The sequence below is a fragment of the Terriglobales bacterium genome (assembly GCA_035624455.1).
In the GTDB taxonomy this organism is placed as follows: Bacteria; Acidobacteriota; Terriglobia; order Terriglobales; family Acidobacteriaceae; genus DASPRM01.
In genome coordinates this window covers 77,375-103,638 of the sequence record DASPRM010000075.1, presented here as the reverse complement: position 1 = coordinate 103,638, position 26,264 = coordinate 77,375, and the positions used below count along the sequence as shown (strand labels likewise).

26 protein-coding genes are annotated in these 26,264 nt (G+C 57.0%); 8 read left to right on the top strand and 18 right to left on the bottom strand.

The window, feature by feature from the left end; translation table 11 throughout:
- Positions 1-51: 51 nt before the first annotated feature.
- The 18 genes from VEG30_08390 to VEG30_08305 all read right to left on the bottom strand — a co-directional run bounded on the left by VEG30_08390 (position 52) and on the right by VEG30_08305 (position 18,553).
- Complete coding sequence (locus tag VEG30_08390) at positions 52-858, bottom strand: HEAT repeat domain-containing protein (protein HXZ79933.1); 807 nt, start codon at positions 856-858, stop codon at positions 52-54.
- Positions 859-962: 104 nt separating this feature from the next.
- Positions 963-1,232, bottom strand: a complete 270-nt coding sequence (locus VEG30_08385) for a hypothetical protein (GenBank protein HXZ79932.1) — start codon at positions 1,230-1,232, stop codon at positions 963-965.
- Positions 1,233-1,269: 37 nt separating this feature from the next.
- A complete protein-coding gene (locus VEG30_08380) occupies positions 1,270-1,698 on the bottom strand; it encodes a DUF420 domain-containing protein (protein HXZ79931.1) in 429 nt (142 codons plus the stop codon).
- Positions 1,695-2,525 (bottom strand): ABC transporter permease, encoded by an 831-nt coding sequence (locus VEG30_08375; protein HXZ79930.1) that lies wholly within the window; start codon positions 2,523-2,525, stop codon positions 1,695-1,697. The genes VEG30_08380 and VEG30_08375 overlap by 4 nt, the downstream gene beginning before the upstream one ends.
- Positions 2,525-3,520, bottom strand: coding sequence for an ATP-binding cassette domain-containing protein (locus tag VEG30_08370; GenBank protein HXZ79929.1), 996 nt, complete (start codon positions 3,518-3,520; stop codon positions 2,525-2,527). Before VEG30_08370 ends, VEG30_08375 begins: the two co-directional genes overlap by 1 nt.
- Before the next feature lie 8 nt (positions 3,521-3,528).
- Positions 3,529-4,461 (bottom strand): heme o synthase, encoded by a 933-nt coding sequence (gene cyoE / locus VEG30_08365; GenBank protein ID HXZ79928.1) that lies wholly within the window; start codon positions 4,459-4,461, stop codon positions 3,529-3,531.
- Positions 4,458-5,390 (bottom strand): COX15/CtaA family protein, encoded by a 933-nt coding sequence (locus tag VEG30_08360; GenBank protein ID HXZ79927.1) that lies wholly within the window; start codon positions 5,388-5,390, stop codon positions 4,458-4,460. The genes cyoE and VEG30_08360 overlap by 4 nt, the downstream gene beginning before the upstream one ends.
- Before the next feature lie 135 nt (positions 5,391-5,525).
- Positions 5,526-6,299: a carboxypeptidase regulatory-like domain-containing protein gene (locus VEG30_08355; GenBank protein HXZ79926.1), complete on the bottom strand. Its 774-nt coding sequence runs from the start codon at positions 6,297-6,299 to the stop codon at positions 5,526-5,528.
- A 148-nt stretch (positions 6,300-6,447) separates the two neighbouring features.
- Positions 6,448-9,687 (bottom strand): cytochrome c, encoded by a 3,240-nt coding sequence (locus VEG30_08350; GenBank protein ID HXZ79925.1) that lies wholly within the window; start codon positions 9,685-9,687, stop codon positions 6,448-6,450.
- Positions 9,688-9,744: 57 nt separating this feature from the next.
- Positions 9,745-10,674, bottom strand: coding sequence for a hypothetical protein (locus VEG30_08345; protein HXZ79924.1), 930 nt, complete (start codon positions 10,672-10,674; stop codon positions 9,745-9,747).
- A gap of 65 nt (positions 10,675-10,739) precedes the next feature.
- Positions 10,740-11,669: a cytochrome b N-terminal domain-containing protein gene (locus VEG30_08340; GenBank protein ID HXZ79923.1), complete on the bottom strand. Its 930-nt coding sequence runs from the start codon at positions 11,667-11,669 to the stop codon at positions 10,740-10,742.
- 33 nt (positions 11,670-11,702) lie between these two features.
- On the bottom strand, positions 11,703-12,854 hold the full coding sequence (locus VEG30_08335) for a Rieske 2Fe-2S domain-containing protein (protein ID HXZ79922.1): 1,152 nt from the start codon (positions 12,852-12,854) through the stop codon (positions 11,703-11,705).
- 33 nt (positions 12,855-12,887) lie between these two features.
- On the bottom strand, positions 12,888-13,898 hold the full coding sequence (gene hemH / locus VEG30_08330) for a ferrochelatase (protein ID HXZ79921.1): 1,011 nt from the start codon (positions 13,896-13,898) through the stop codon (positions 12,888-12,890).
- A gap of 96 nt (positions 13,899-13,994) precedes the next feature.
- Entirely contained in the window at positions 13,995-15,041 is a 1,047-nt protein-coding gene (locus VEG30_08325; protein HXZ79920.1) for an isocitrate/isopropylmalate dehydrogenase family protein, read from the bottom strand.
- A gap of 84 nt (positions 15,042-15,125) precedes the next feature.
- On the bottom strand, positions 15,126-15,620 hold the full coding sequence (gene nrdR / locus VEG30_08320; protein ID HXZ79919.1) for a transcriptional regulator NrdR: 495 nt from the start codon (positions 15,618-15,620) through the stop codon (positions 15,126-15,128).
- 85 nt (positions 15,621-15,705) lie between these two features.
- Positions 15,706-16,779 (bottom strand): lysylphosphatidylglycerol synthase transmembrane domain-containing protein, encoded by a 1,074-nt coding sequence (locus VEG30_08315; protein ID HXZ79918.1) that lies wholly within the window; start codon positions 16,777-16,779, stop codon positions 15,706-15,708.
- 107 nt (positions 16,780-16,886) lie between these two features.
- Positions 16,887-17,663: a lytic transglycosylase domain-containing protein gene (locus VEG30_08310; protein HXZ79917.1), complete on the bottom strand. Its 777-nt coding sequence runs from the start codon at positions 17,661-17,663 to the stop codon at positions 16,887-16,889.
- A gap of 50 nt (positions 17,664-17,713) precedes the next feature.
- Positions 17,714-18,553: a Cof-type HAD-IIB family hydrolase gene (locus VEG30_08305; GenBank protein ID HXZ79916.1), complete on the bottom strand. Its 840-nt coding sequence runs from the start codon at positions 18,551-18,553 to the stop codon at positions 17,714-17,716.
- 190 nt (positions 18,554-18,743) lie between these two features.
- Here VEG30_08305 and VEG30_08300 point away from each other — a divergent pair, with 190 nt between their 5' ends.
- The 8 genes from VEG30_08300 to VEG30_08265 all read left to right on the top strand — a co-directional run bounded on the left by VEG30_08300 (position 18,744) and on the right by VEG30_08265 (position 26,256).
- Positions 18,744-20,006, top strand: a complete 1,263-nt coding sequence (locus VEG30_08300; protein ID HXZ79915.1) for an Nramp family divalent metal transporter — start codon at positions 18,744-18,746, stop codon at positions 20,004-20,006.
- 93 nt (positions 20,007-20,099) lie between these two features.
- Positions 20,100-21,275 carry a sigma-54 dependent transcriptional regulator gene (locus tag VEG30_08295; protein ID HXZ79914.1) on the top strand — a complete coding sequence of 392 codons (1,176 nt, stop codon included), beginning with the start codon at positions 20,100-20,102 and terminating at the stop codon, positions 21,273-21,275.
- A gap of 45 nt (positions 21,276-21,320) precedes the next feature.
- Positions 21,321-22,346 carry a sigma-54 dependent transcriptional regulator gene (locus VEG30_08290; protein ID HXZ79913.1) on the top strand — a complete coding sequence of 342 codons (1,026 nt, stop codon included), beginning with the start codon at positions 21,321-21,323 and terminating at the stop codon, positions 22,344-22,346.
- Positions 22,343-22,696 carry a flagellar basal body protein gene (locus tag VEG30_08285; GenBank protein HXZ79912.1) on the top strand — a complete coding sequence of 118 codons (354 nt, stop codon included), beginning with the start codon at positions 22,343-22,345 and terminating at the stop codon, positions 22,694-22,696. Before VEG30_08290 ends, VEG30_08285 begins: the two co-directional genes overlap by 4 nt.
- A 2-nt stretch (positions 22,697-22,698) precedes the next feature.
- Positions 22,699-23,139, top strand: a complete 441-nt coding sequence (flgC, locus tag VEG30_08280) for a flagellar basal body rod protein FlgC (protein ID HXZ79911.1) — start codon at positions 22,699-22,701, stop codon at positions 23,137-23,139.
- 19 nt (positions 23,140-23,158) lie between these two features.
- Entirely contained in the window at positions 23,159-23,458 is a 300-nt protein-coding gene (gene fliE / locus VEG30_08275; protein HXZ79910.1) for a flagellar hook-basal body complex protein FliE, read from the top strand.
- Positions 23,459-23,527: 69 nt separating this feature from the next.
- Complete coding sequence (gene fliF, locus VEG30_08270) at positions 23,528-25,177, top strand: flagellar basal-body MS-ring/collar protein FliF (GenBank protein HXZ79909.1); 1,650 nt, start codon at positions 23,528-23,530, stop codon at positions 25,175-25,177.
- Complete coding sequence (locus VEG30_08265) at positions 25,174-26,256, top strand: HDOD domain-containing protein (protein HXZ79908.1); 1,083 nt, start codon at positions 25,174-25,176, stop codon at positions 26,254-26,256. The genes fliF and VEG30_08265 overlap by 4 nt, the downstream gene beginning before the upstream one ends.
- Positions 26,257-26,264: the final 8 nt, after the last annotated feature.

The window sequence follows — 26,264 nt, the reverse complement described above, 5'->3', positions numbered from 1 at the left end:
CGGGCTCATTGGGGAACCCGCTCCTGATGGCAAGAGCCTGCTCCACATGCCTCACTTCGCAGCTCGCTGCAGAATAGCACGCTCAGAAGCAACAGCTTGTTCGCGAATGCGCTCCGGCATCTCCGGCAGAGCACGTTCGTAGGGGCGGATGGCGGGGAGATCCTCGACCCGGCCGACTACGTAAAGAGCTCGCAGCGCCTCCCAAACCTGGTCGGTGCTGGGATCGATGCGGGCTATCTCACCGTTTGCTGCAACCTGCGCGCCGCGGCTTGCGGCGAAGGCCACACGGCCAGTCAATGGCGAGCGAAGTTCGAAAATTTTGGCATCAGCGCTGAGTTTGGAAACAGTGCCATTCTGACGCACAGTGGTTCCAGGCTTGGCGCTATCCACAATGATTCCCGTCGACGGTGCTGTGATGACGGCGGGCTTTAGCATCTCGAGTAGTTGCGATCGGCCAGAATCATCGCCGAAGCGCACCAGAGCCAGAGCGGCGTTACCTCTGACGTTAGCGGACGAATCGTGCAGAAGTTCAAGCAGAGCCTGGTGGAATTCCGGGCGGGAAGCGTCCTGGCCCATGACCCAGGCATCGGTGTTGCGAATCTCTTCCACTGGATGTGAGGCCAGCCAAACCAAATCCGGATACCAGTGCGCGACGCTGTCATCGCGACGTCCTATTCGTTCGCCGATCTGCACGAGCGCGTGCTGAATGTGGCGGGGCTTCTGGCTGTCGTGCAGGTAGCGATTGAGCTCAGCATCTGACAATTGGCGGCCAAACCAGGTACTGCGCCAAAACAGAAACGGCATAAGCACGATGGCCCAAGCTGTCATGAAAAAGAGAATACGAGTGCGAGTGGACATCCGATGGTGCACGCGAGGAGAGGAAACAGTTTCAGCTGGAGTTGGCGATGATGGCTGGTTTACTTCAGTCACAGGGGAATTGTAATCGTTGATGGGCCTGCGCTTCACTCTTCTACGTCGGCGTCGAGAACGCGTGGTTGCTCCAGGTAGTGCGACACCGCGTATTGTGCCACCAAGCTGGTGGGCACCAGGACCTCTGCTCCTCGCCATTCGCCTTTCGGGTGTGGCGCATCCAGTGGGTGTTTGCAGGGGCCACTGCTGCCAAACTCCTCCCCGAAGAAGGCGGCCTGGGCTTCGGGGAAGGGAGTGAGATCACGCCAAGCCCGATCACCGACCGTCCCGGAGATGTCGATTTTGAGTTTGACGATGGGCATGACTTACGCTGACGAGGCGCAGTTGGCGTTCGATTCCTCAGGGTGCAAACAGGTGATACAGCATAACGTAGATGATGACTCCGGTCACAGAAACGTAGAGCCAGAGAGGATAGGTCCAACGCGCGATGGCGCGGTGGCGCTCAAAGAGCTCGCGTAAGGCACGTGAGAGCGTGATCAGCACCATGGGAACGATTACCACAGCGAGAATGGTGTGGCTAATCAGGATCGTGAAGTAGAGAGGCCGTGACCAGCCGTGTCCCTGAAAGCGCACGGATCCAACGTGGTAGTGATAGTAAAGATAAGAAGCCAGGAACAGGGTGGAGGCCGCGAAGGCCGACAGCATGCATGCCCGGTGTGCCGCGATGCGGCCCTTCTTAATCAGTGAGACACCCGCAATGATGAGAGCTGCAGAAGTGCCATTCAGGATGGCATTGATCAAGGGAAAAATGGCGTAGCGTTCATTCATGCCGCAGGTTTCGTGGTGCGACGGTTGGCTACCAGAAATGCGAGGACGAACATGATCATGGCAAAAGCCGCAAGAACAGCCAGGTTGGTGCTGATGGATAGTCCAAGCGAGGAGCTTCCCGGGAACAACAAGCCGCGCAACGCCTCCGTGCCATAGGTCAGCGGATTGATGCGCATCAGGAATCTGATCCAAAAAGAGGCTCCACTGAGGGGGAACAGCGAGCCAGAAAGGAGCCATAGCGGGATCAGGAAGAGATTGATGATGGCGTGAAAGGCCTGGGTTGAGTCCATGGGCCAGGCAATGATGAAGCCGAGGGCAGTAAGCGAGAACGCGACCAGGAAAACGGCAAGCGCGACCAGCAGCAGGGTTCCCACTCCGAAGTGAATTCCCACGGCAGGGGCGAAAACCAAAAAGATCAGGCCCTGCAGAGCCGCCAGCGTAGTGCCTCCAAGGACTTTTCCCAGCACAATCACCGAGCGATGAACCGGAGCTACCAGGACGGAAAGCAGGAAGCCCTCTTTGCGGTCTTCGATGACCGACATCATAGTAAATATTGCGGTGAACAGAACAATCATGATCAGCGCGCCGGGAAAGAAGAAATCCAGATAATTCTGGCTGGCTTGGGCGCTCGCACCGCGAAAAGAAGTGCCAAAGCCTGATCCGATCACGATCCAAAAGAGCAGAGGCGAGGCAATCACGCCTATCACGCGGGTGCGCTGGCGGTAAAAGCGCACCACTTCACGCCACCAGAGACTGAACGCAGGCCGGAACGTGCCCACGGCAGCTGCGGGAGGCGATAGGGCCAAACTTTGGGCCTGGGCTGGCATCAGCTTTGTTCCTGGTCGGTCCAGAATCGGTGTCCGGTGCGATGGATGAAGACATCTTCCAGAGTCGGTTTGCTAACCGAGACCGACTGAATCTCGCCAGGGAAGGCTTCTACGACATCGGTAACGAAGCGGTGGCCTTGCTCGCGCTCCAGCCGCACTTTGCCGTCGAGGACCGATGTTGCAAGACCGAAGCGGGCGCGTATCTGATGGGCGAGGGAGTCCGGGTTGACAGCCTCCAGCAGAATGACGTCGCCGCCAATTTCATGTTTCAGTGCTGCGGGAGTGCCGAGGGCAACCAACTTGCCTTCGCTCAGGATAGCGAGGCGATCGCAATGCTCGGCTTCCTCCATCAGGTGCGTGGTTACGATGATAGTGACATTTTCTTGATCACGCAGCGTGCACAGATACTGCCAGAGATCACGACGAGCTCCTGGGTCAAGTCCGGTAGTAGGTTCGTCAAGCAGGAGCACCGATGGATGGTGCATCAGACCCTTAGCCAGTTCCAGACGGCGCTGCATGCCGCCAGAGAAGGCTTCTGCCTTATCGTTAGCGCGATCTGACAATCCTACGCGGGAGAGCATTTCGTGGATTCGCGCTCTCAGAACAGAGCCTTTCAGGCCGTATAAGTGGCCCACGTGCCACAGGTTCTCGTTGGCAGTGAGCTTCACGTCAATGCTAGGCGCCTGGAAAACAACACCGATGCGGCGACGGAGCCCCTCAGGATCGTTGGCCGCATCGCAACCCATGATGATGGCGCGTCCGCGCGTCGGTAGCATTAACGTGGAGAGAATACGGAACAGCGTGGTTTTGCCGCTTCCGTTGGGTCCCAGCAATCCAAACATTTCTGCCCGCTGAACATTGAACGAGACACCATCTAGTGCTTTACGTTCACCGTAGGAATGCTGCAGGTTATCGACGCACACAACGGCGTCGCTGGAAGTCTCAGGAACCTGCCTGGGGTTGGCCCCGGGAACTTGAATCGTGTCAGTGGGCACAAGCCATTCTACGATGCCACAGCGTTAATCATCATCAGGCCGAACAACAGCGGGAGGTAAATAACAGTTGCCTGCAGTAGAAAACGGGCATGTGCTTTCGAGTGTGGAGAGGTGGGGGGTAGTTTGGCGGCAGCAAGTCGGTATCCAAACCAGAAGAGAGCAGCACTCAACAGCAGTGCACCCGAGAGGTAGAGCCTTCCGGTCATGCCAAGCAGGCTCGGAGCCACACTCATAGGAATGAGGAGGAGGGAGTACACGATAATTTCCCGGGCTGTGGAGCGCCCGTCACTCTCAACCACCGGCAGCATGCGAATGCTGGCGTTGGCGTAGTCCTCACGATAGAGCCAGGCGATAGAGAAGAAGTGTGGAAACTGCCAGAGAAAGACAATGGCGAACAGCACGATGCCTTCCCATTCCACCCGGCCACGATTGGCAGTCCATCCGAGTAGTGGCGGCATGGCGCCGGAAAAAGCGCCTACGAAGGTGCAGATGGGGGATCTGCGCTTGAGCGGAGTGTAAACGGTCAAATAGAAAACTGCCGTTCCCAGTGTGAGTAGCGCCGTCAGGTTATTGGTGGTTAGAGCGAGATAGACAGTGCCACCAAGGATCATGGTTGAGGCAGCGACGGTGGCATGAGCCAGACTCATGCGGCGAGCAGGCAGTGGGCGAGTAGCGGTGCGGCGCATCAGGGCGTCAGCTTCGCGCTCCAGGACTTCGTTAAAAGCAGCGGTACCACCCGAGACTAGCCCAATGCCCAGTAAGGCGTGAAATAAGGCCCAAGTAAAAGACGGGACGCCAGACTTAAGCGCGCCAAGATAGAAACCCGTCCAGGCGGTCAGTACGATCAACGTCGTTACCCGAAGCTTGATTAACTCTGCGTAGTCGCGCGCGCGGCTGATACCGTTCCGGGCAGACCAGAGTGGGTGAGTGGCACTGCTCATGCAATCACAGCCTTTTGAGTTCGAGAACTAAGCGGTTCAGCTTCGGTTTGCGGCACAGCGACATGGCGCCAGGTCTGGATCGCGAGGACTACAGTCGTAGCCAACAATAAGGCGCCCACTGATACATGCGCTACCGTTGACCAAATCATCATTGGCGTTGGCTGAGCAACTTCTCCTCCCCAGACCACCCTAGCCAGAAAAGAAAGAAAACCGAGACACAACTGGGCGATCAGAAGACCCAAAACAATTATGGCGGGCCGACGGAGAGCTTCGAGTTGGGAATAGTAAGAGAGGACACGGATGGCCGTCCAGGTCACAACAATCACCACGAGCAAGGAATGGATGACGTGGGGCTGCCATCCCATCCCCTTGTGGCGGAACATACCGCCCAAGATGAGTTGGACATAAAGCAAAGCGATGGAGAGCAGAGTGAGCGTAACCAGGCTGGGGCGGCGGCGATCCACCGCAATCCTGGGCTGCTCTTGTACCCAGTGTCGCCCCGTAAACAGGGCAATCGCGACGGCTAGGCAGAAGAACGTCTGGCCTACGACTGCGTGAGCCGTGGAAACCGCCGGCGGAAGAAAATGCAGGACGGTGATGCCACCCAGAATAGCTTGCACAATGATGGTGCTAAAGGCGGCGAGCGCAAGATTTTTCATCCAGCGGCGGCGATCTACGAGCCAAGTGGAAATCGCTATTCCAAGGGTAAGCAGGATGGTGAAGCCCGCGATCATGCGGTGGCCGTGCTCATAGAGAACGCCTCCGACCATGCTGGGCATGCGAAAGGAATGGAATGTGGTCGGCCAGTCCGGGACGGCAAGGCCAGCGTCATTGCTGGTGACAAGTGCTCCAGCGATGATGAGGAAAAAAGTCGCAAAGGCGGTGAACACCGCAAAACCGTGGTGCGCCCGGTTATATGGCGTGGTCAACGCGGTCAGAGCTGATCTCCTTCAAGTCGCCGGCCGTCATTAGTGGAACACAGACTATACCATCTGCAAAAAAGTCGTGCTTCATGAAAGCGATGAGCGGAAAAGAGGGCGCGAACGCGCCCTCCGCTAAGCTGGTTATGACCCCTTCACCGTGAAGTCAACTGTTTTCGAGTCTTTTGGAGCGAGCGTCACCTTCTGTTCCTGGGTCCACCCTTTCTCATGTACGACGGCGATGGTGTACGTGCCCGGAGGCAAGCCGGTCAGGGTGTACTTGCCATTTTTGTCCGTGACAGCATAGAAGGGGTTCTTTACCACGTTGATGTACATCTTCATCCAGGGATGCTGGTTGCATTTGACCGGCAGCATTACCTCTTCGCGGGCAAAGGATTTTTCCAGCGGAGCCGCCTTTGGCGCCTGCGATTCGTTCCACTCGCGATTGTCCTTGGGAGTGGGATGAATGTTATGGGTGGTGTTGTCGCTGTTCACGACTTTTACTTCCTGGCCAGTCATAACGCCCAAAACATGGGGGTGGTAGCGGCAGCCTTGCTGGTCGATGGTCACCGCATCTTTGGGGGTTTCGAAGGTGCGGTCGCCTAGGCCATCTTTCACATAGACGAAAGCATTTGCCAGGTCGCCATTGTCGACCACGACGGTCTCGGTCATGTTGGGCCCGCTGCCGCATGCCGGATCCTGGCTCATATCGATCTTCTGCGGCTTGGGCGCAGTGCCGTCAAATTTTACTGTTCCGGAGACGGATGCCACAGTGTTGGGATCGATCGGAGTGGCAGCCGCGGCCGGCTTTGATTCTGCAGCAGGTTTTTCCGCTTCGCTTTCTTTCTTACTACACGCGCCCCACAGAAGCAGGCTGAGCAAGACGAAACAAAGGAAAGCCCATTTTGTTTTGTTCATAAAGATCCTCTTTCTAATAATGCGAGTTAGTGTGAACAGGGTCAGCCCCTGCTCAGAAGTTGCATTTTGCAGGCCTTCTTCGGAGACCCTGGCTGTTCGGCCCCTAAAAACAGCTCGACTCTCAGGCCCTGCAACGCAGCCGGACATTTTATCGCGAACCTCCTGCTGAGGTGGAACCGGGCGCGTAGCGAGTGGTTGCCCGCGGCGAAGCTGCGGGCGGATTGCCTTTGGCCGACTTTGGAGAAGCCGGCATGCGGGCGCTCACGCGATGCTGTTCCTCAGGCGTGAGCTGGAAGATATAGCGGACCAGAAGCTTGGTGTGATCCTGGGTGTATCCGTTGAATGAGGGCGGAGTAGGTCCGGAGAAGACCCATCGCTCGCCCTGCTTGCGAAACAGATTGGAAGGCATGGCCGTGCCAGGACTGATGCTTTGAGGATCGACGATCCAGCGCTCGGTCCAACCCGGCTTGAGACGTTCTTTAGCCAGAAGGAAATTTGGCGCGGTAGCATGCGCGTCGTGCGCAGGATCGCCTGTGGCATGACACTTCAGACAGGGAGCCGCCTGGCTCGCGAAGAGACTGCGCGCCATCTCGGTTTCGCTGGCAGTCAGCAACTCTTCACGCTGGGGAATGTAGGGGAGCGGCTGCTGCGACAAGGCCTGGAAGAAACGAACAAGTTTGCGCACCTCGTTTTCCGAAAAATAGAAGGTAGGCATGCGAACCTGGAGATAGGGACGGACGCCATTGCGATGGATGTCGGTGACGCTGAGAGACGGATTCGACAGGAAGCGCATCAGCCAATCCGGGCTCACGCGCGCGCCCTCGGTAAGAAGCTTGGGGGGCAGTTTCTCCTTGGCATCGGCGTAAACTGGGAGGCTTTCCAAGGCCGTCTTCTGGCCCGGTACGAACTGATGGCATCCCATGCAGTTATATTTGCGGACGATCCACCAACCTTCCTGGATGTCGCGGCGGGAGTCCTGAGGGCGGTACTGGTAGCTCGCGGGTAGTGAGGTCTCCTGGCTGCCTAGGAGGAAGGTGGTCAGGTCCTGAATTTGTTCCTCCGTGAGATGGGGATCTGGCATGCGCAGGGCCTCGGTTTCGGACTTGACCTTGCCCTGATCGTAGATCTCCGGCTTTGCCAGCTTGTGTTCAAAGAAGCCCTTGTGGTCGTACCAGGGTCCGATCTTTTTCGCGGTGATAGGGTCCTTGCCACCTCGCATCGCGGGCTCAGTGAACAGCGCGAAATCAAGGCGCTCGATCGGCTTGCTGCCCTCGGCGGTGAGTTCGGTACCGATGCGGCCTTCGTCCTCAAAACCGGCAATCTCGTGGCAGCCAGCACAGCCATAGTGGCGGATCCACTTCCTGCCTTCTTCCTTCAGCTTTGGATCGTCCATAAAGGAAGCGTCAGCGTATGCACCCGGCTCCTGCTTTTTCTGCTGGCTAAGATACGTTGCGATGTCAGCAACTTCATCCGGAGCGAGCCGCAGGTTGGGCATCACCGTCATCTGTTCAATTTGCAGCTCGTGTCCATCGTTGGGGCAGGTGGTGTGATCGAAGTCGACAATGTAAGGCACGCCGTGCTTGGCGTAGTCGTCTGGGCCAATGTCCTTCTTCTCATATGGACAATAAGGACGGAGGCGCTGGCGTGGATTGCTGATCCAACGCACCAGATAGTCATAGTTGTCTTTCTCTCCGACGCGGGACAGATTGGCGGCAAACTCCGCGCCGATCTGATGCGAGCCTTCGCCGATCGAGTGGCACGCAAGACATCCGCGAGTCTCAAAAAGTTCCTTGCCGCGAGCGGCGTTGCCCAGCTTGCCGTGCGGGATGGGATCAGTGAGCGCCGATTGCCAGAGATAGGCGCTGATGGCTTTGATCTGCGCGTCTGTGAGTCGGAAGTTCGGCATCTTCGTGGTCGGCCGAAAATCTGTGGGCTTGTGCAGCCAGACAGGAATCCAATTGCGGTTCAGCTTGGCACGGATTTCCTTCAGGTCGGGCCCGATCTTCTTCATGTCCTTCAGCAGGCTGGAGGACTTCAGATCAAGCTGCTCGATCTGGCCAGCGATCTTGCTGTTGGCGACTTTCAAGCCGACCGCGTCTTCGTTGAGCTTGTTGGCCTGTTCGTTGGTTAATTTGGGATCGTCAGCTTGCTTGTTCAGATAGGCAGCTTGTTTGAGATTGTCGCGCTGCTGCTGCTCCATTTGTTTGATCTGTTGCTGGATGGAGAGCAGATCCTCCGGTTCCGTGTCGTAACCTTCATAGCGATGGCAGCCGTTGCATCCGCGCTGGCGAAAAAGGAACTTGCCTTCGCTGATGGTGCCGCCTACATCGCCTACGCGGAGCCACATATCCGCAGCGTGGCAGGTCTGGCAGCCAGCTTCGACGTTGGCGGGCTGGAACAGCGGCCATAGCCAGTGTTCGTAGTCCCCGTGCGCTTTCTCCACGCTCGTGGTGGCGCGTCCGTTGCCCTGGTGACACGGAGAACACCCGAACTTATCCGGATCGTGGATAGTGAGCAGTCGCTTCTCGGGATGGCTTACCAAGGCTCGAGCGTACTCATCAGGCTTTTTGCCGGGCAGGCTCATCGATGAAGCAGTCAGGCGCAATGGTTCGCGGATTCCCATGTGGCAGGATTCGCAGCGATCGACAATATTGGCCTCGGCCACATTGATCTGAACGATTTTTGGATCCCAATCCTCTATTTTGTGCTGCAGCCCACGGATTTGTTCCGGAGTCAGGTCGACAAGGTGATCGTTCAGATATGCGTCGCGTTTGTCCTTGGCTTCGGTGAGGGGCTTCAGTAGCTCTGCAAGGCGGGCTCCCAGTTGGGTGCGCTGATCCTTCAGGCCGTTGTATTCCTTTTCGAGGTCGTCGTAGTTGAACTTCTTGCGAGTGCCGTCCGGGTATTCCACCGTGAAAGGGCCGGCCTTGTACTTCTCCAGATCCTTACGAATGCTTTCTTTCGAACTCTGGCCGGTCGCCGTCTCGAGAGCATAGGTTTCCGCACCGACATAAGCCCGCTTGTCGGTGAATACGCTCTGGACGGCTAGGATCCTGGCAGAGAGATCGCGAAGCTGATCGTTGATCCCCTTGATTTCGGCGTCGGATTTCTTTTGCGCATCGGTGTAGGAGACATCCAGTGCATGGTACTGGCTGTCGCTCTCGATGCCTTTCAATTCGTCTGCCGACTGGGTACGTGCCTGTCGGAGAAAACGCTCGTAACGGGACTTGAACTCTGTCTGGTAACGCTTCCAGGGGCGCTGGCCGTAGGCTTCATCCCACAGCGCCCAGAACAGACTTCCGATCAGCACCACGGTAGCTACCACATAGTGCACCGCGTAAGACTTGCTGGTAATCGGATCTTGTTCAGGAATAGGTTGCTCAGGCACGGGCCTTATTTCCTCCGCTTCGACCAGCTAGCGCCGTAAGTGTTCGGTCGGCGATCATCAGATGTTGAACCAGGGCGTGATCCAGACATATTTAATGTGCATGGTCAGCCGAATTAGGATTTTGATCGGCAAGGCAATCATCAGCAGCATGAAGACCATCATGATGTTGTACTGCAGGAATCCCATGCGCTCGTAGTCGCGCCGCTGATAACGTTTGAAGAGCATGTGCAGGATCAGGCCGCCGATCACAAAGTAGGCGCCAACGACAATGGCCCCAAAGATGCCCTTGCCCAGGTTCGAGGTGATGCCGAACAGGTCCGGCAAGTCGCGATTCACTTCGTAGATGAGGCGGTTATGGTCCCAGGTCATACCGGGCCAGAACCACTGCCATCCTGGACCGCGGATGAAGGTGCCGATGATGATCATCGCTACCCAAAGGATGATGAAGCCGAAGACGAAGGTCGCGATGGAGAACCGCCGTTGTTTAAGCGTGTAATAGCCAGCGCCCAGCGGATTGGTGTCGATGTATGGAATTGCCATCAGTCCAATGATGATCAGCGTCGGCATAACCACGCCGGCGATCCAGGGATCGAAGTAAACCAGCATCTCCTGCAATCCGAGGAAGTACCAGGGGGCTTTTGCAGGATTCATAGTGAGGTTGGGGTTTGCTGGCTCTTCGAGCGGCGCATTCAAGCCGATGGACCAAACCATCAGGATGGCGGTCACGATAATCGCTGCGAGAAATTCCACGCGCAGCAGAAAAGGCCACACATGAACTTCTTTCGGCCAGCCCGGAAGGTAAGGGAAGGTTTTGCGATGATGCGTCTTGGCCAGAGCCGGGTCGGCTTCCAGTTGCGTAATCAGCTGGTCGTTGGCTCGCGCCTGGCGGAAAGCAAGCCAGCAGTAAAAAGCAAGCAACGGAATTAGAGCAACGATCGGTACGTTATCTGGAGCCGAACTAATCTGCCAAAGTTGTTTCCAATCCATAAGGAAAATCCTTCGCTGTGGCTGGGAGCTAGCTATACCGCAACGATTGTCTGTCCTTGCCTACGCTATTCGCCGGCTGCACGTGCGCCGGGGCGCTTTTTCTCGGCTTCCGACGCCAACATCACGGGCGCAGGTCCGGAGATGCCGCCGTCCTTACGAACCCGCCAGAAATGCACAATCATGAATACCGAGGCGACGATGGGGATACCGATGCAATGCCAAATATAGGAACGAAGCAACGCATTGGCGTCCACGATTGAACCACCCAGAAGACCGAAGCGAACATCGTTATAAGGTGTCATCCCCAACTGCGGACCGAACGGTCCCTCATGACCAAGCAGCGGAGTAGCCCGGGCCATGTTGGTTCCCACTGTTACCGCCCAGAAACCGAGCTGATCGTCCGGCAAGAGATAACCGGTGAAAGAGAGCAGCAGTGTCAGCACAAGTAGAATGACGCCGACATTCCAGTTGAACTCGCGTGGCTTCTTATACGACCCGGTCAGAAAAACGCGGAACATATGCAGCCAGACGGCGATGATCATCAAGTGGGCCGCCCAGCGGTGCATATTGCGCAGGATCTTGCCGAACGGAACGTCGTGCTCCAGGTAAAGCACGTCGCGGAATGCCTGCACCTTCGTGGGATGGTAATAGAACATCAGCAGCACGCCAGTGAAGGTGAGTACGACGAAGAGGTAGAAAGTAATGCCGCCCATGCCCCAGGTGAAGCTGTAGCGTACCGCATCACGGTTGATCTTCGCCGGATGCAGATGCAAGAAGACATTGGATAAAACGCCCAGGGCACGGTTGCGTGGAGTGTCATCGTGCTTATGGCGGAAGATCGAGGTGTAGAGCTGGGTCTTGGTGGGTTCTTTGACAGTCTCGATCTGTTCCTTGACCTTCGACGTCATCTCGCCGGGGAGGCTGCGCAGGTGTTCTTTGACCTCGTCGACAACGCCGGTGGACTTGCCGTTCTTGCCGTTGGTTTCGTCGGGCATGATGACCTCAAATTCGAGTAATGGCTTTCGCTGTTAAACGCGCAAGAAAGCTCCGGGATCGTCGAACATACTGCGCTGGCCTTTGGGCCAAGAGTAAAGGCGGCTGGTGTCAACGATGATCTGTCCATCGGGGGCCAGCTCGACGTGGGCGCGATCCATAGGCCGCGGCGCCGGTCCCTCGAAGTTAATTCCCTCGTTGTCATAGCCACTGCCGTGACACGGACACTTGAACTTGTTTTCCGCCGGCTTCCAGTCGGGAGTGCAACCCAGATGGGTACAGCGGGCGTAGATAACGAAAACCCGGTCGGGCGTGCGATCTACCCAAATACGGTACCTCTGCTGGAACTTGGTATCGACTCCGAGACCGAAATCGGAGGGATAGCCGACTTTGAATACTGTGCTGGGCTCGAAAAGGGTACGCGGCAGAAAGAAACGGAAGAAGGCGATCAACCAGGTAGTTAGGAAAGCGATGACTGCGGTCCAAACGAGGCGGCGACGCCTCTGGTTGACTTCCGTATTTTCGGGGCCGACGGTGGCAACACCTGCCGCGGCCGCGGCCTTCGAGGTGCCTACCGCTGGCGTACCAACATAGCGGACGGCAGAGCCCTCACGAGTGAGTGGAGGAGACGCAGGCTGGACGCTTGCAGCGGGCGCTGAGGGAGTGACGACCGGTCTTGCGGCCGCGGCGGAAGCTGCGGGAGCGACTGCTGCAGGTGCGGCCAGAGCCGGAGCTGCAGGCTCTCCCAGGAGGAAGGCGACATCGGTATCGCTCAGTGGGGCTAGATCGCTGCGCTTACGGCGAGCTTGTTCGGCGGCAATGGCGGAGCGGCTCCACTTGGCAACGGCTTTTGCCAGTGCCTGAGCGTCGGCGCTAGGAGCTGAACCGGGAGCGGCAACGGGAGCGCTTGCAGGTGTTGTGGTTGCCGCTGGTGTAGGAGGTGCAGCCGGAGCAGCAGCCGTCATAGGAGCGGGCGCAGGAGCAGTAGTGGGCTGGCCATCCGCGCGTTCCCAGGGCATGGGCTCACCGGCTTTAAGGGCCGCAATATCCTCTTCGGTCAGTAGCGGAAGCCCGCTTCTTTTACGGTATGCCTGTTCCGCGGCAATCACCGAATTGTTGAGGGCTTTGCGCGGCGAAGGCGGAAGATTGCCGAGCACGCCCGCCATCGTTTTGACTTCATCCGCCATGAATCCTCACCTCTCGTAACCGGTCGCGTGTGTTCAATCGGCAGCCAGCAAGGACTCGAGCGACTTCCCGACCTGTCGATCCGCACCGATCGCACTCACGACCAACTCTGCCAGAGCGGCAATGAAAGTTGGAGAATCATTCAATCCCGCCGTCATTTCAAACTGCCGTATCCCGAGTTGCATCGCCAGTTGCCGCGCCTCGTGATCGATTTCTCCCAATGTTTCCACATGATCCGAGACGAACGACACGGGAATAACGCACACATCGTTCACGCCTGCTGAAGCCAGTTCACGAAGAGTCTGCCGCAGCGAAGGCTGCAGCCATTTGCTGGCTCCCACCTTACTCTGATAGCAAAGCCGGTGGCGATTGTTCCACCCGCCACGCGCCATCAAGAGTTCGACTGTCTCTTCAATTTGATGCTGGTAGGGATCCCCCTTCTGAACCACTGCCACTGGTACGCTGTGAGCACTGAAGACCAGTTCGACCTTCTCAGCGACAGCGAAGCGGTCGAGGGATTCATCGATATTCTCTACCAGCGACTTCAGGTAGAGTTCCTCACGATAGAAATCGCTAACAACGTGCACGGGAATTTCAGGGTGACGGTAGTGTCGGCGCCACTCATTCAAGCTGCTTCCAGTCGTTGTGGAAGAGTATTGCGGGTACAGAGGGAGCAAAATCAGCTCGTCGCATCCAGCGCGCTCCACCGCGGCGGCCGCCTCTTGCGTTAATGGATGCCAATAACGCATAGCGACAAAACAGCGGGCGTCGATCCCGAGGTCTGCCAAAGATTTTTCCAGCGCCCGGGCCTGTTGTTCCGTGAACTTGCGAATCGGAGATCCTCCGCCGATCACCTCATAGTGATGTTGCACTTTGTGGGCACGGGTGGTTGAGATCAGACGAGCCAAGGGTTTCCGGCCGAGCCGGGCAAATGGGAAGTCGATAATATCGGGATCGCAAAATAGGTTGTAAAGGAAAGGTTCGATCGCGTCCAATGAATCAGGGCCGCCCAATTGAAAAACCACTACGCCGACAAGCTTGGACATTCCCCAGGTCACCCCACCTAGAGCGAACCGAATGTTAGTCAAAACGCAAAAATTCGTCAAATGGGCAAGGAGATGATGCGTGGGGCAGTGACGCGCCTATGCAGGCTGAGTAGCAGTTTGTTCCTCACCAACTTTGGCTTGCATCTCCATAGCGGCGATCACGGCATCGGCAAACTGGCTGGTGGTAGCGGTGCCACCCACATCTCGGGTGAGATTTCTCTTGTCGCGATAGACATACTCCAACGCGTTGCGGATCTTCAAGGCAGCCTCGTACTCACCAAGATGACGAAGCATCAGCAGGCCGGAGCGGAGAACCGCAGTAGGATTTGCCAAATTTTTCCCGGCAATGTCGGGCGCCGAACCGTGCACGGCCTCGAAAACGGCGATCGAGTCGCCGAAATTTGCCCCCGGAACGAGTCCCAGGCCGCCCACAAAGGCAGCGCACAGGTCAGAGATGATGTCGCCGTAAAGATTCTCAAGCAATAGCATGTCGTACTGATAGGGATTCATCACCAGCTGCATGCATGTGTTATCCACGATGTGCTCGCCGTACGTGATTTCGGGATATTCCTTGGAGACTTTCCGCGAGCAGCGCAGGAACAGGCCATCCGATAGCTTCATTATGTTAGCTTTGTGGATGGCGTGGATGCGTTTGCGCTTGTTCTTCCGCGCATACTCGAAGGCGAATCGCGAAATGCGGGTGGAAGCCTTCTCGGTGATAATTTTCAGACTCTCTACCACTCCTGGGACCACTTCATGCTCGATGCCGGAATAGAGTCCCTCCGTGTTTTCACGAATGATGATCAGGTCCACATCGGGATAACGAGTGGGGATGTGAGGAAGATTGCGGATGGGGCGGAAATTGGCATAGAGCTCGAAATGGCGGCGCAATTCGACGTTGATGCTGGAAAATCCTCCGCCGATGGGAGTTGTGATAGGTCCCTTGAGCGCGATCCGGGTGCGCTCAATTGCCAGCAGCAGGTCCTTGGGAATGTACTCCCGGTATTTTTCGTAGGCTTCGGCGCCGGCGGCATAAGATTCCCACTCAAATTTGACGCCGGTAGCTTCCAGAATGCGCACTGCGGCGCCTACCACTTCAGGGCCGATGCCATCGCCGGGTATTAGTGTCACCGCATATGTCATAAACAATTTTGCCCGAAGTCTCTATGATGCTCTTGACGATGCTTAAGGAGCCTGAAACTGCCAGTCGCCAGTACGCACCCTAACTCAGGCCTTGGTACTGGCCTTGGTTCTCGCCGGCGCCTCGTCCTTGCTACTTACCAGGTCTTTGAGTTCATTCATGAATTCACGGACATCTTTGAAATCCAGGTAGACGGATGCAAAGCGAACGTAAGCGACCTTATCGTAGCGTCGCAGCCGATTCATAATGAGTTCGCCGACTTCGCTGGTCTTGCGCTCACGTTCGGGTGAATCAATGACAAAAGTCTCAGCCTCATCGACTATCTGCTCCAGTTTACTCATGGGAATAGGTCGTTTCTCGCAGGCACGAAGCAGACCATTGAGGACTTTTTGGCGGTCGAATTTCTCCCGGCGTCCGTCCTTCTTCACCACCATGTACGGGATTTCGTCCACCCGTTCATAGGTGGTAAAGCGCTTGGCACACTTCAGACACTCCCGCCGGCGGCGGATCGATTCCCCTTCCTTACTTTCACGCGAGTCCACAACCTTGTCATTGAGGAACCCGCAAAACGGGCATTTCATGAGTCAATAGAGGCGTAGGCCTACACTGCTAAAGACTCAATTGTATCAGCCAGAGAACTGGAGAATCGGGGCGGCGTTGAGTGACTTAGGGCTCAGAGGGCTGAGGAGAGCGTTCGTCACCACAACCTTCAACGCTCTCGGAGTCACGTGTGAGCTTGCGTAAGGAAACATGTTCCTGACGGGCTAGGATCAAGCCCAGCGGGGCCACGGACATGAAAGTGACAAGCCAGAACATGATTCCCGCACTCACCGCCAGTTCAGGTCCGACTTCAAACACTTTGTCCATGACCGCAATCGTAGCCAGCTGTGAGCCGCCGCCCACCACCGGCAATTGGAGCACGCCTCCGGCTACGCTGGCTCCCATCAGCAGAATCACCTGCGGCAGGTCGAGATAGGGAAGGCCGGTTTCCGCAGGATAGGCGTGTGTCACCTGGCGATAGGCCAGAGCCACAATGAACCACAATCCCAGCGAGATAACCAGCACTTCAAGAAAGGAAACAATGCTGTGCAAGGTGTTGAGTCCTTCGCTGAAGGCACAGATCTTCCGCTCCACACTGGCCGCGAGGGAGGTCGAAATCGGGGACAGAGCGCGTTTTAGCCAGGCGCCGAGGCGTGAGCCGAACCAGGAGACCGCAAAAACGGCAAGGATTAACAGCGCAATGACCCCCATCAAAGCGTATCCTGCGTGGCGAAAGGCCTGATAGTGGTTTACTTCACGAATAGATGGCGCAAGAAAGATGTCAAGCAGGAGAATGATGGTGACCGCACCGATGTCGAAGACGCGTTCTACCGCCCAAATTGCGAGTTGTGAGGAGAAGCTGGCGCTGGTCTTGAGGGATATGAGATAGGGACGGATCAGCTCGCCCGGACGGCCTAGAAGCGCTAATCCGGCAAAACCGACAAATTGGGGAGCTACCAGGCTTGACCATGAGGCCTGTGGCCGCGTCGGCCGCAAGAAGATTTTCCAGCGGATCGCGCGCAGAAAATCCGCCACATGAATCAGAAGAACGCCAATCAAGATTCTCCAATAATTGACGCCTTCTGTGCCTTCCTCAAACTTTTCCCAATCGAAACGCTGCCAATTGCGTACCTGGAAATAAACCAGCACGCCCAGCACAGCGACCACCAGAAACAGGACAAGGAGTTGCTTACGCTTCATTCGCCCCCTGAAAAAGATCTCCGTCGCCGCAGTGCACTAGAAAACAACACAACACGCCAAACTAAATGACTGGCGCGTATCGGTCAACGAGGAGCAGGTGCAAGCCTTCACTGGGCAGTGTTAGGACTGGAAACCGGCGAGGAAACAGTACCCGAGGCTTTCGAGGATTTGACAGCGCTGATACTGTCAGTTCTGTGACTCTCAGCTAATTTCTTACGATTGAACTCGCGGACGATCCGTGCCACGTAAGCATGCGTTTCACGATAGGGTGGAACCCCGTGGTATTGCTCTACACGCTCGGGGCCGGCATTGTAAGCAGCTAAGGCTTTGATGAGGTCGTTATTATAGCGTATCAAAAGTTCACGAAGATAGCGCGTGCCCGCGTCAATGTTCTCGCCGGGTTCCAATGCATTTTTCACGCCTAAGCTGCTGGCGGTTTCAGGCATTAGTTGCATAAGCCCCTGAGCCCCCTTGCGGGAAATGGCATTGGGGTTAAACCCGCTTTCTGCATGAATTACGCTACTTAACAGGTCGGCATCGATCTCGTGCTTCTGGCTGGCCGCCTTGATCAGGTCAGGAACGGCGACTCTGTTGGGCGCAGGATCGGTAAGAATTGGCGGCGCAGGTTCGAAACCCACAACGTCTTCGGTTGGAACGTCGGTGTATCCACTGTCTGCGGCGGAAGAGAAGTAGAGCCGTGTATTGCCACCGAGTTCTTCGTGGTGGACATGACGGATGCTGAAACCGTTACGCAGATTTGCGTTATAGGCGACTGGGGCGGGGGCAGTCGGGGAAGGGTCAGCTGCTCGTAGTAGGGGCGTGAGCAACAGCAGCAACAAAAGGAGAACCACTTTGGCCGATGTAAACAAGTACTTCACCGTCATGCTACAAATAGATGATTCTGTTTCAATTGTTAGCGGTCATCCTGCTGAGCTTAAATCCCCAAAACCTGTTGAACGACAACTGCCACCCCGCATTGATCGTTCGAAAGTGTAACGCGCCAGCCGGGTTGTTTCAGTTCCTCGCAGGCATTCCCCATAATGACAGGAACTCCGGCAAATTCAAGCATTTCTACGTCATTGTGATTGTCACCGATGGCCATGACCTGGCCGCGGTCAAGCCCGCGATAGCGTGCCCAGCGTTCCAAAGCATGTCCTTTCGAGCAGCCATGGTTGAGAACATCATAAAGACAGAGATCGCGAGAGGGATATTCCGTTCTTAATATAGTGATCTCGCCCACCATATTCGCGGCTTGAAGTGCCTCTCTTGCTTCCCGCATGCGCCCCACGCCGCCGCAGAACATAGCCTGGATGGGATCGGTAGTGAGACAGGCTTCGAGAGGCTTGCGGTACGTGATGTACTGCTGATTCTTTTGCAGCCATCCCCCGATACTGGGGCTCATCTGCTCTAGTCCTTCCAAAACGATCGTCCCCTGATCATTGCGGTCAAAGGTGATCACGGCGTTACCTCGAAAGGCATCCATACATTGGATGAGTTTGCGCGCGGTGCTCGCAGGCAGCAGATCGCGATAGAAAAGCTCACCTTGCAAGGAGCGGGTGACAGCTCCATTGGAACTGATCAACCACAGGTCAAACCCGAGTGCTTCGGCAATTGGTAGGGCAAAAGTATGGCGGCGACCGGTGACGAGTACGATCTCGACGCCTTGCTCGTATGCCTGGCGAAGTGCCGCGAGGTTGGCCGAGGGAATCTTGAATTCAGGATCGAGCAGGGTTCCGTCGATATCGATGGCGATGAGGCGAACAGGTGATTTCACTCAATCGATTCTAGCGAGAGTTCACCGCGGGCCGCAAACCTGTGTCCTGTGGAACTTGGAGCGTGAGCTGCTGGTCACTTGAGAAAAACGTGGCACAAAAAATCACACACCTGCTTGCTGGCGCGACTCCAGCACCGCATATATTCTATTGCGCGCAGTACCTACTCTGGCGGCAGTCCCATGAGTTCCGATGGCTTTACTGAGATGGTTGAGGCGGTGGCAAACTCGGATCCTTTTGTTTTTTGCCGTGGTGGGCCCGGGCTTTATTACCGCGAACGTAGACAACGATGCTGGCGGTATTCTCACTTACTCCCAGGCTGGAGCTCAGTTTGGCTACACCCTGCTCTGGACAATGATCCCGACCACGCTGGCGCTGATCGTAGTGCAGGAGATGGCATCGCGCATGGGTGCGGTGACCGGCAAGGGCCTGAGCGACCTGATCCGCGAGGAATATGGGTTGCGAGCCACGTTTCTGCTCATGGTGGCATTAGTCCTCACGAATTTCGGCAATGTAGTGAGCGAGTTCGCGGGCGTTGCCAGCAGCCTGGAATTGTTTGGGATATCCAAATTCATAACCGTGCCGGCGGCGGCGGGCATTGTATGGCTGCTGATCGTGAAGGGAACTTACAAGTCTGTCGAAAAAGTGTTTCTGGCGGCATCGTTTTTTTATGTGGCCTACATCATCGCTGGAGTCCTGGCTCATCCTGACTGGAAAACAGCGGTGATCAGTACCTTCAAGCCTCCTGGGCTGCAGCATTTTAAAGAATCCACTTATCTTTATATGGTGATCGGAGTAGTGGGAACCACCATCGCCCCCTGGATGCAGTTTTATCTGCAAGCTTCAGTCGTCGAAAAAGGAGTAACCGCACGGCAGTACAAGGCTTCCCGCCTGGATGTGATCAGTGGGTGCTTTTTTACCGACATCGTGGCCTGGTTCATCATCGTCGCCTGTGCCGCCACCCTGTTTGTGTCCGGGCACCGCGACATCCACGATGCCGCTGATGCAGCCTTCGCACTGCGTCCCCTGGCGGGAGATTATGCCTACATTCTTTTTGCGGCGGGACTTTTCAATGCCTCGCTGTTTGCCGCTTCCATCTTGCCAATTTCTACAGCGTACTCGGTCTGCGAGGGACTTGGATTCGAGTCGGGTGTGGGAAAGAGCTTTGGCGAGGCGCCATTTTTTTATTGGCTCTACACCATTCTCATCGCCGCAGGCGCGGGATTGATTCTGGTTCCCAACTTTCCCTACATCAAGATCATCATCTTTTCCCAGGTACTGAACGGCATAATGCTGCCGTTTGTGCTGATTTTCATGCTCCTGCTGGTAAACAAACGGGAACTGATGGGGGGATTCAAGAACTCGCACCTGTACAATGCAGTCGCCTGGGCGACAACTGTGATCCTCATCGCCCTGACCTTGGGCTTGCTGTGGTCGATGCACCAAGGCGGCTAGGGCCGTTTGGACATAGACCTTCGACTTCTCCTCAGAAATTTCTAATCCCCGCTTTATAGTTTTCTAATTCTCTTTGGTTAGAAATCTCTATTCATGGCGACTCTTCCCGCGTTTTCGGACTCCTCGGTTCCCGTGCTGGTGGCCAGTGCCAGCGTGACTTTTCGTGAGCAGATGCTGGCTGCCTTGAACAATCGCTGCCCAATAGAATTGGCCCAAGGTGGAGCGGATGCCCTGGCCAAGCTGGAGGCCAGCGATTGCCGCACGGTTCTTCTCGACAGTCGGCTGCCCGACCTGGACGCTGAAGAACTCAGTGACCTGATCCGCACACGTTTCCCTGGAGTACAGGTCACGGTTCTGGATTCGGAGACGAGGACACCCGGTGCGAGGTCCGCCGTGGGTAGTTTGGAACTCTTGCAGGTTCCCCCAGAGAGGGAGCTCTCTCGCGCGGCAGACTCTTTTGCGATCACCATCGAGCCCTTATCTGGGATGGTGGGGCAGACCCCGGCCATGCTCCAGGTGGCGCGTTTGGCCCGGCTGGTAGCGCCGCGGAGTTCCACGGTGCTGCTGACTGGCCCGACAGGGACCGGCAAAGAATTGGTGGCGCGAGCGATACACGAATTGAGTCCGCGTTCAGCCCGTCCGTTTGCGGTGATCAACTGCGCCGCTATTCCGGAAGCGCTTCTGGAAGCGGAGTTGTTCGGCTACGTGAAAGGGGCGTTTACCGGAGCTGTGCAGTCGCGGGTTGGACGAATTCACGCCGCTCACGGAGGGACGCTGTTTCTGGATGAAGTGGGAGAGTTGCCGATTGGACTGCAGGCCAAGCTGCTCCGTTTCCTGGAACAAGGTGAGGTTCAGCGGCTGGGCAGCACAGATGTATTTCGCGTGGATGTGAGGGTGGTGGCGGCCACCAACGCCGAACTGGCACAGCGAGTGGCGGATCGTCAGTTTCGCGACGACCTTTATTTCCGCCTGGCAGTATTTCCCATCTCGATTCCACCCTTGTGCGAGCGCAAAGAAGACATTCTGCGGCTGGCGGAACACTTCCTGGCGATCTATAGCGGAGGTCGCTTGGGCTTTTCTTCGCGCGCGATTGAACTATTGCTGAGGCATACCTGGCCGGGGAATGTGCGCGAGCTAATGCATGTGGTGGAACGAGCATGGTTGCTGGTGGAGGGCGGATCGGAGATCAGGTCGGAACATATTTATTTCTCCAAGATTCCACCTGTGCGGCGGGAGATCCTAGAGCGGGTGGGCTTAGAGAAAACTTAGCCGTCGGCAGCTGGCTTGGCAACTTCCTTGCACCCTTGTTTGTTGATGTCAGTCGAGTCCATACCCTTCCCCAACGCTGCGGGGCGAGAAGTCATCCTTGCTTCTCATTCCTCCGCTGCCGTGCCCGTGGCTAGCGCACTTATCGGCCAATCGCCGGCGCTGCTTGAGGTGCTCGATCTGGCGCGTCAGATATCCGCGACCAGCGCCGATATCCTGATCCAAGCCGAGAGCGGCACTGGCAAAGAGTTATTGGCGCGTTATATCCATGACTGCAGTGCGCAGCGCAATCGGGCCTTCGTCGCCGTGAACTGCGCAGCGGTTCCGGAAGCTCTGCTGGAGAGCGAACTGTTTGGTCATGCACGTGGCGCTTACACGGGCGCGATCGATGCCCGACCAGGCAAATTCGAGATCGCCAACGGCGGAACCCTGCTGCTCGATGAGATCGGTGAAATGCCTCTCAGCCTGCAGCCCAAACTGCTGCGGGTTCTGCAGGAACGCGAGTTCATGCGCCTGGGAGACTCACGAACTGTGCGCGTAGAAGTGCGGGTCATTGCCACTACTAATCGTTGCCTGGAGAAAGTGGTGGAAGAAGGAGATTTCCGCGCCGACCTGTATTACCGGCTTAACGTCATTCCCCTGACGTTGCCTCCTCTGCGGGCGCGACGGAGCGACATTCCCCTCCTCGCAGACCACTTCCGCTTGCGGTATGGCGGCGTAGGCCGTAGAGCGGAGAAGCGATTTAGCTCAGAATTCCTGGAGCGGTTGAGCCAGCACTCATGGCCGGGCAACGTGCGGGAGTTAGAGAATGTGATTCGCCGCGCCTTGGTGCTCTCTCCCGGGCCAGAGATCGGCGTGGAGGCTTTGCGCGGCAGAGAGTTTCAGCTTGGGAGTGCACCTGAGGATGCCTTGCGGGCCGGGCTCTCGTTGAGAGACGCGGAAAAGCGCCTGCTGGAGCTGACTTTGGAAGCGACTTCGGGAAATCGTTCCCTGACCGCCAAGATGCTGGGCGTCAGCATCCGCACCGTGAGAAACAAGATTCGTGACTACCAACTGGCGAGGCGATATGCATGAGCCTGATTGACACTCCCGAAATTGTCACGCTTACCCGGGCGCTCGATTTAGCGGCAATGCGCCACGGCCTGATCAGCAGCAACATGGCGAACGTCGATACTCCAGGATATCGCACGCGCGACATCGATTTTCAGGCAGAGTTGGGTAAAGCACAAATCTATTCGTCAGTGGCAGAGCATCCCCCAATACGCCAGGTGAAGGGATTAGTCGAGCGACCCGACGGAAATAACGTCAGTCTGGAGCGGGAGAGTCTGTTGCTGTCAGACAACCAGCTGCGCTATCGCATGGCCACAGAATTGTTGCGCGCCGAATTCCACCGTCTTCTAAGCGCCATCAACGAAGGGAGGTAGAGATGAACCTGTTCGGGATGCTGGAGGTAAGCGGATCGGCGCTGGGGGCGGAGAGGCTGCGGGCCGAGGTCGTAGCAGTAAACATGGCTAACGCGGAGACTACGCGCACGCCGCAGGGGGGTCCGTACCGGCGGAAACAAGTGGTTTTCCAGTCGCAGGTCGTAGGCGGATTTCCGCGCCTGATCGAGGCAGCATTTCACAGCCGCCAGGTGAGTCAGGGAGTGCGGGTCGCAGCAGTACTAACCGACCCTTCACCACCGGAAATGCATTTCGATCCCTCGCATCCTGACGCCAACGCACAGGGCTACGTAGCATTTCCCGGGATCAATCCAGTCGCGGAAATGGCTGACTTGATGAGCGCGGTGCGCGCCTACGAATTGAACTCCTCGGCAGTACAGGCGACCAAGCAGATGATACAGCAATCGATCGAGTTGCTACGCTGAGCCAGGCGGGAAATGAACTATGAGCAACACTGTCACGCCACTCCGAATCCTGCCCGCGGACATTGAGCCCGCTGCGGCTCCCCGACCTTCCGATCGAGAGCGCGGATTTGGAGATGTACTGCAGGCGGCTATCGGCGAAGTCGATCAGCTGCACCAGGGGGCAGAGGAGAACGTTGCCGCTGTGCTTGCCGGGAAAGGAGCGGAGGTGCATAGCGCCATGATTGCCGTTGAGAAAGCAGATTTGTCCTTCCAGCTCATGTTGCAGGTCCGTAACAAGGTGGTGGCGGCGTATCAGGAAATTGCCCGGTTGCAGTTCTGAGGGTGCAGGCGCGGTGGTTTCGGAAGCACTCGCTGAGACGAGCATTGATCATGTTGTAGATGAGGGTTGATGGAAGAGAAGGAAGCCAATCTGGGGCTGAAGGAGGTCCGAGAATTCGTGGCCGGGTTGTCCCTCACCCAGCGCATGACGATCGTGGGCGGAGCGCTGCTGGTGGGAATTACCCTGTGGCTGTTTGTGAGACTGATTGGCCAGCCCGATTACCGTACGCTGTACTCGGGATTGAAGCCGGACGAGGCGCGATCGCTAGGCGAGAAACTGGCCGGGCGAAATATCCGATATGAGATCTCCCCCGACGGCGCCAGCGTGCTGGTCCCGTCCGACCGCTTGGACCAAGCGCGATTGGAGACCGCCGCTCAGGGACTGCCAAAGAATGGCCGGTTGGGCTTTGAGATCTTCGACTCTCCCAACTGGTTGGGCACGGAATTCACGGAAAAAGTCAATTATCAGCGGGCCCTGGAAGGCGAGTTGGAGCGGACTCTGGCAAGCCTGAGCGAGGTGCAAGCGGTACGAGTCCATCTGGTGCTGCCGCAGGAATCGCTCTTCAGCGAGCGGGAGAGGCAGGGCAAGGCTGCAGTCATTCTTAAGACTCGTAGCGGGCGGCTTTCCAGCGAAACTCAATTCGGCATCGCGCAACTGGTGGCCAGCGCCGTCGACGGAATCCGCCCCGAGAACGTCACCATTATGGATGCGGATGGGAACTATGCTGTACTGGCCGGAATCGGGGACAGCACAGGGGCCTTCGCAGGCAGCGCCCATGATTTAGGGGAGCAACTGGCAAGCCGTCTGGTTGCCACTCTGACGCCGGTGGTGGGACCGGGCCGGGTGCGGGCGGCGGTACGGGTGGAATATGACATGAGTTCCAGCGAGGATACGCAGGAAACCTACGATCCCAAGTCTGCCGTAGCGGTCACGATGCAGCGCTCGGAGGAAAGTTCCGGCGGCGTGGCGGCGGGCGGAGTTCCCGGAACTGCCAGTAACGTCCCGGGAGCCGCGGGCGCGGGGGCGACGGTTGCCGCCAATACACAGGATCGACAGAGCTCGCACTCGGAGAGCGGAACCTACGTAGTCAGCAGGCTGGTGCGGCACACAGTGCAACCGGCGGGACGCTTGCGACGCATAGCCGCGGCCGTGCTGATCGACGATGCACTGGAGAGCAAAACCGAAAATGGACAAGCTACCCAGGTGCGACGCAAGCGCACGCCCGAAGAGTTAAAAAACATCGAGCAACTGGCGGCAGCAGCTATTGGAGTGGACAGCAGCCGGGGAGACCTGCTGGCGGTCGAGAATCTCTCCTTTCAGGAAACAGCTCCGGAAGCGCCGGCTCCGCCTTCGCGGATGGAACAGGTACGAGTGCACCTGGTTCGCTGGTCCGGCGTGCTGCGCTATGGCGCAGTAGCTCTGCTCTTCATGGCCGTGTACCTGGCGATGTTGCGGCCGATCAAGAAACAGGTACTCGCCGCATTTCGAGAGTTGCCTACCCGCCTGGCCCGGGCCAAGCTGGCGCCTGAACCGGAGCCAGGCGAACCTGGAACTCCTCCCATCATCGAGGCTACCGGTCGAGAAAAATACGATTTGCCGGAGCAACCTGCAGAAGCACGGCGATTTGCAGGCTTGAAGCGGCAATTGGCGGAGAAGGTGAAGGTCGAGCCCGCCGCTGCCAGCCGCCTAGTGGAGAGCTGGATCCAGGATAGCGAATGAGCTCTCATACGGCATCTCCGAGCGGTCTGGAGAAGGCAGCGATCCTCTTGGTGTTGCTGGGAGAGGATGCCGCCAGCAGCGTATATCGCCAACTGCCGGAGCAAGAGGTGCAGCGGCTCACCGCGGCAGTGGGCGAACTCGGGCGTATTCCTCCGCAGGCGGGCCTAGCAGTGCTGGAGGAATACCAGAAGCTCACCCTGACCCAGGAATACTTGGCGCACGGGGGCACGGAATACGCCACCCGCCTGCTGGTAAAGGCCTTTGGGGATGACGGAGCGAAAGCACTTCTCGAGCAGGTTTCCCGCACCCAGGAACTGAGCGCAAGCAAGCTGGACTCGTTGCAGAAGTCCGACCCGCAGCAGCTGGCAAAGTTCCTCGAAGGGGGACGCTGGCAAACCATTACTACCATTCGGGGAGCCGTGATCGCGCTTGGCATCCAGCGCATGCAAGGTATCGCTCTCTCTTGCTGTGTCCTGAAACTATTGCCTAATGTGGATCAAACCTTCGACCCTATTTTGTTATGGGAGCACTCCCTCGCTTGCGCTCTGGTATCTCGTAAGCTCGCTAAGAGAATCGGATATCGCGATCCTGAGGAAGCCTACCTGGCCGGTCTTTTGCACGATGTCGGCTTCATCGTAAACCTCTGCCTCTTTCCAGAGAAGTTTATCGATGCCATCGGGTTAGCTCAGCTGCAACAGATACCTGTACACCAGGTAGAAGAGGACGCACTAGGCTTCACCCATTGTCTCAGCGGCGAGTTGCTGGCAGAAAAATGGAGGTTGGCACCGGACCTGGTGGAAGCCATTCGCGGACATCATCATGCAGATCCCCCGCAAGGAAGTAGCCGCGATCTGGTTGCACTTGTAAGTTTGAGCGACCGTCTTTGTCGCATGCGCAATCTCGGCTACGGGTACGATGAAAAACTAACGCTGAACTGGCTATCCGATCGGGCAGCCGTAATGTTGCGGGAATCATGTCCCTCAGCCCGCATCCTGAACTGGAATCGCTTTGTAGAAGAAATGGACGTTTACACGAAAGATGTCCACAAGTTGGTAAGTGTCCTCTACCGGCTTCGGTGAACAGCTGA

Excerpts from the sequence above, each read along its gene's own strand:
- VEG30_08390 (HXZ79933.1), bottom strand. The coding sequence starts at position 858 with ATGTCCACTCGCACTCGTATTCTCTTTTTCATGACAGCTTGGGCCATC.
- VEG30_08385 (HXZ79932.1), bottom strand. The coding sequence starts at position 1,232 with ATGCCCATCGTCAAACTCAAAATCGACATCTCCGGGACGGTCGGTGAT.
- VEG30_08380 (HXZ79931.1), bottom strand. The coding sequence starts at position 1,698 with ATGAATGAACGCTACGCCATTTTTCCCTTGATCAATGCCATCCTGAAT.
- VEG30_08375 (HXZ79930.1), bottom strand. The coding sequence starts at position 2,525 with ATGCCAGCCCAGGCCCAAAGTTTGGCCCTATCGCCTCCCGCAGCTGCC.
- cyoE (HXZ79928.1), bottom strand. The coding sequence starts at position 4,461 with ATGAGCAGTGCCACTCACCCACTCTGGTCTGCCCGGAACGGTATCAGC.
- VEG30_08355 (HXZ79926.1), bottom strand. The coding sequence starts at position 6,299 with ATGAACAAAACAAAATGGGCTTTCCTTTGTTTCGTCTTGCTCAGCCTG.
- VEG30_08345 (HXZ79924.1), bottom strand. The coding sequence starts at position 10,674 with ATGGATTGGAAACAACTTTGGCAGATTAGTTCGGCTCCAGATAACGTA.
- VEG30_08340 (HXZ79923.1), bottom strand. The coding sequence starts at position 11,669 with ATGCCCGACGAAACCAACGGCAAGAACGGCAAGTCCACCGGCGTTGTC.
- VEG30_08335 (HXZ79922.1), bottom strand. The coding sequence starts at position 12,854 with ATGGCGGATGAAGTCAAAACGATGGCGGGCGTGCTCGGCAATCTTCCG.
- hemH (HXZ79921.1), bottom strand. The coding sequence starts at position 13,898 with ATGTCCAAGCTTGTCGGCGTAGTGGTTTTTCAATTGGGCGGCCCTGAT.
- VEG30_08325 (HXZ79920.1), bottom strand. The coding sequence starts at position 15,041 with ATGACATATGCGGTGACACTAATACCCGGCGATGGCATCGGCCCTGAA.
- nrdR (HXZ79919.1), bottom strand. The coding sequence starts at position 15,620 with ATGAAATGCCCGTTTTGCGGGTTCCTCAATGACAAGGTTGTGGACTCG.
- VEG30_08315 (HXZ79918.1), bottom strand. The coding sequence starts at position 16,779 with ATGAAGCGTAAGCAACTCCTTGTCCTGTTTCTGGTGGTCGCTGTGCTG.
- VEG30_08310 (HXZ79917.1), bottom strand. The coding sequence starts at position 17,663 with ATGACGGTGAAGTACTTGTTTACATCGGCCAAAGTGGTTCTCCTTTTG.
- VEG30_08300 (HXZ79915.1), top strand. The coding sequence starts at position 18,744 with ATGGCTTTACTGAGATGGTTGAGGCGGTGGCAAACTCGGATCCTTTTG.
- VEG30_08295 (HXZ79914.1), top strand. The coding sequence starts at position 20,100 with ATGGCGACTCTTCCCGCGTTTTCGGACTCCTCGGTTCCCGTGCTGGTG.
- VEG30_08290 (HXZ79913.1), top strand. The coding sequence starts at position 21,321 with ATGTCAGTCGAGTCCATACCCTTCCCCAACGCTGCGGGGCGAGAAGTC.
- VEG30_08285 (HXZ79912.1), top strand. The coding sequence starts at position 22,343 with ATGAGCCTGATTGACACTCCCGAAATTGTCACGCTTACCCGGGCGCTC.
- flgC (HXZ79911.1), top strand. The coding sequence starts at position 22,699 with ATGAACCTGTTCGGGATGCTGGAGGTAAGCGGATCGGCGCTGGGGGCG.
- fliE (HXZ79910.1), top strand. The coding sequence starts at position 23,159 with ATGAGCAACACTGTCACGCCACTCCGAATCCTGCCCGCGGACATTGAG.
- fliF (HXZ79909.1), top strand. The coding sequence starts at position 23,528 with ATGGAAGAGAAGGAAGCCAATCTGGGGCTGAAGGAGGTCCGAGAATTC.
- VEG30_08265 (HXZ79908.1), top strand. The coding sequence starts at position 25,174 with ATGAGCTCTCATACGGCATCTCCGAGCGGTCTGGAGAAGGCAGCGATC.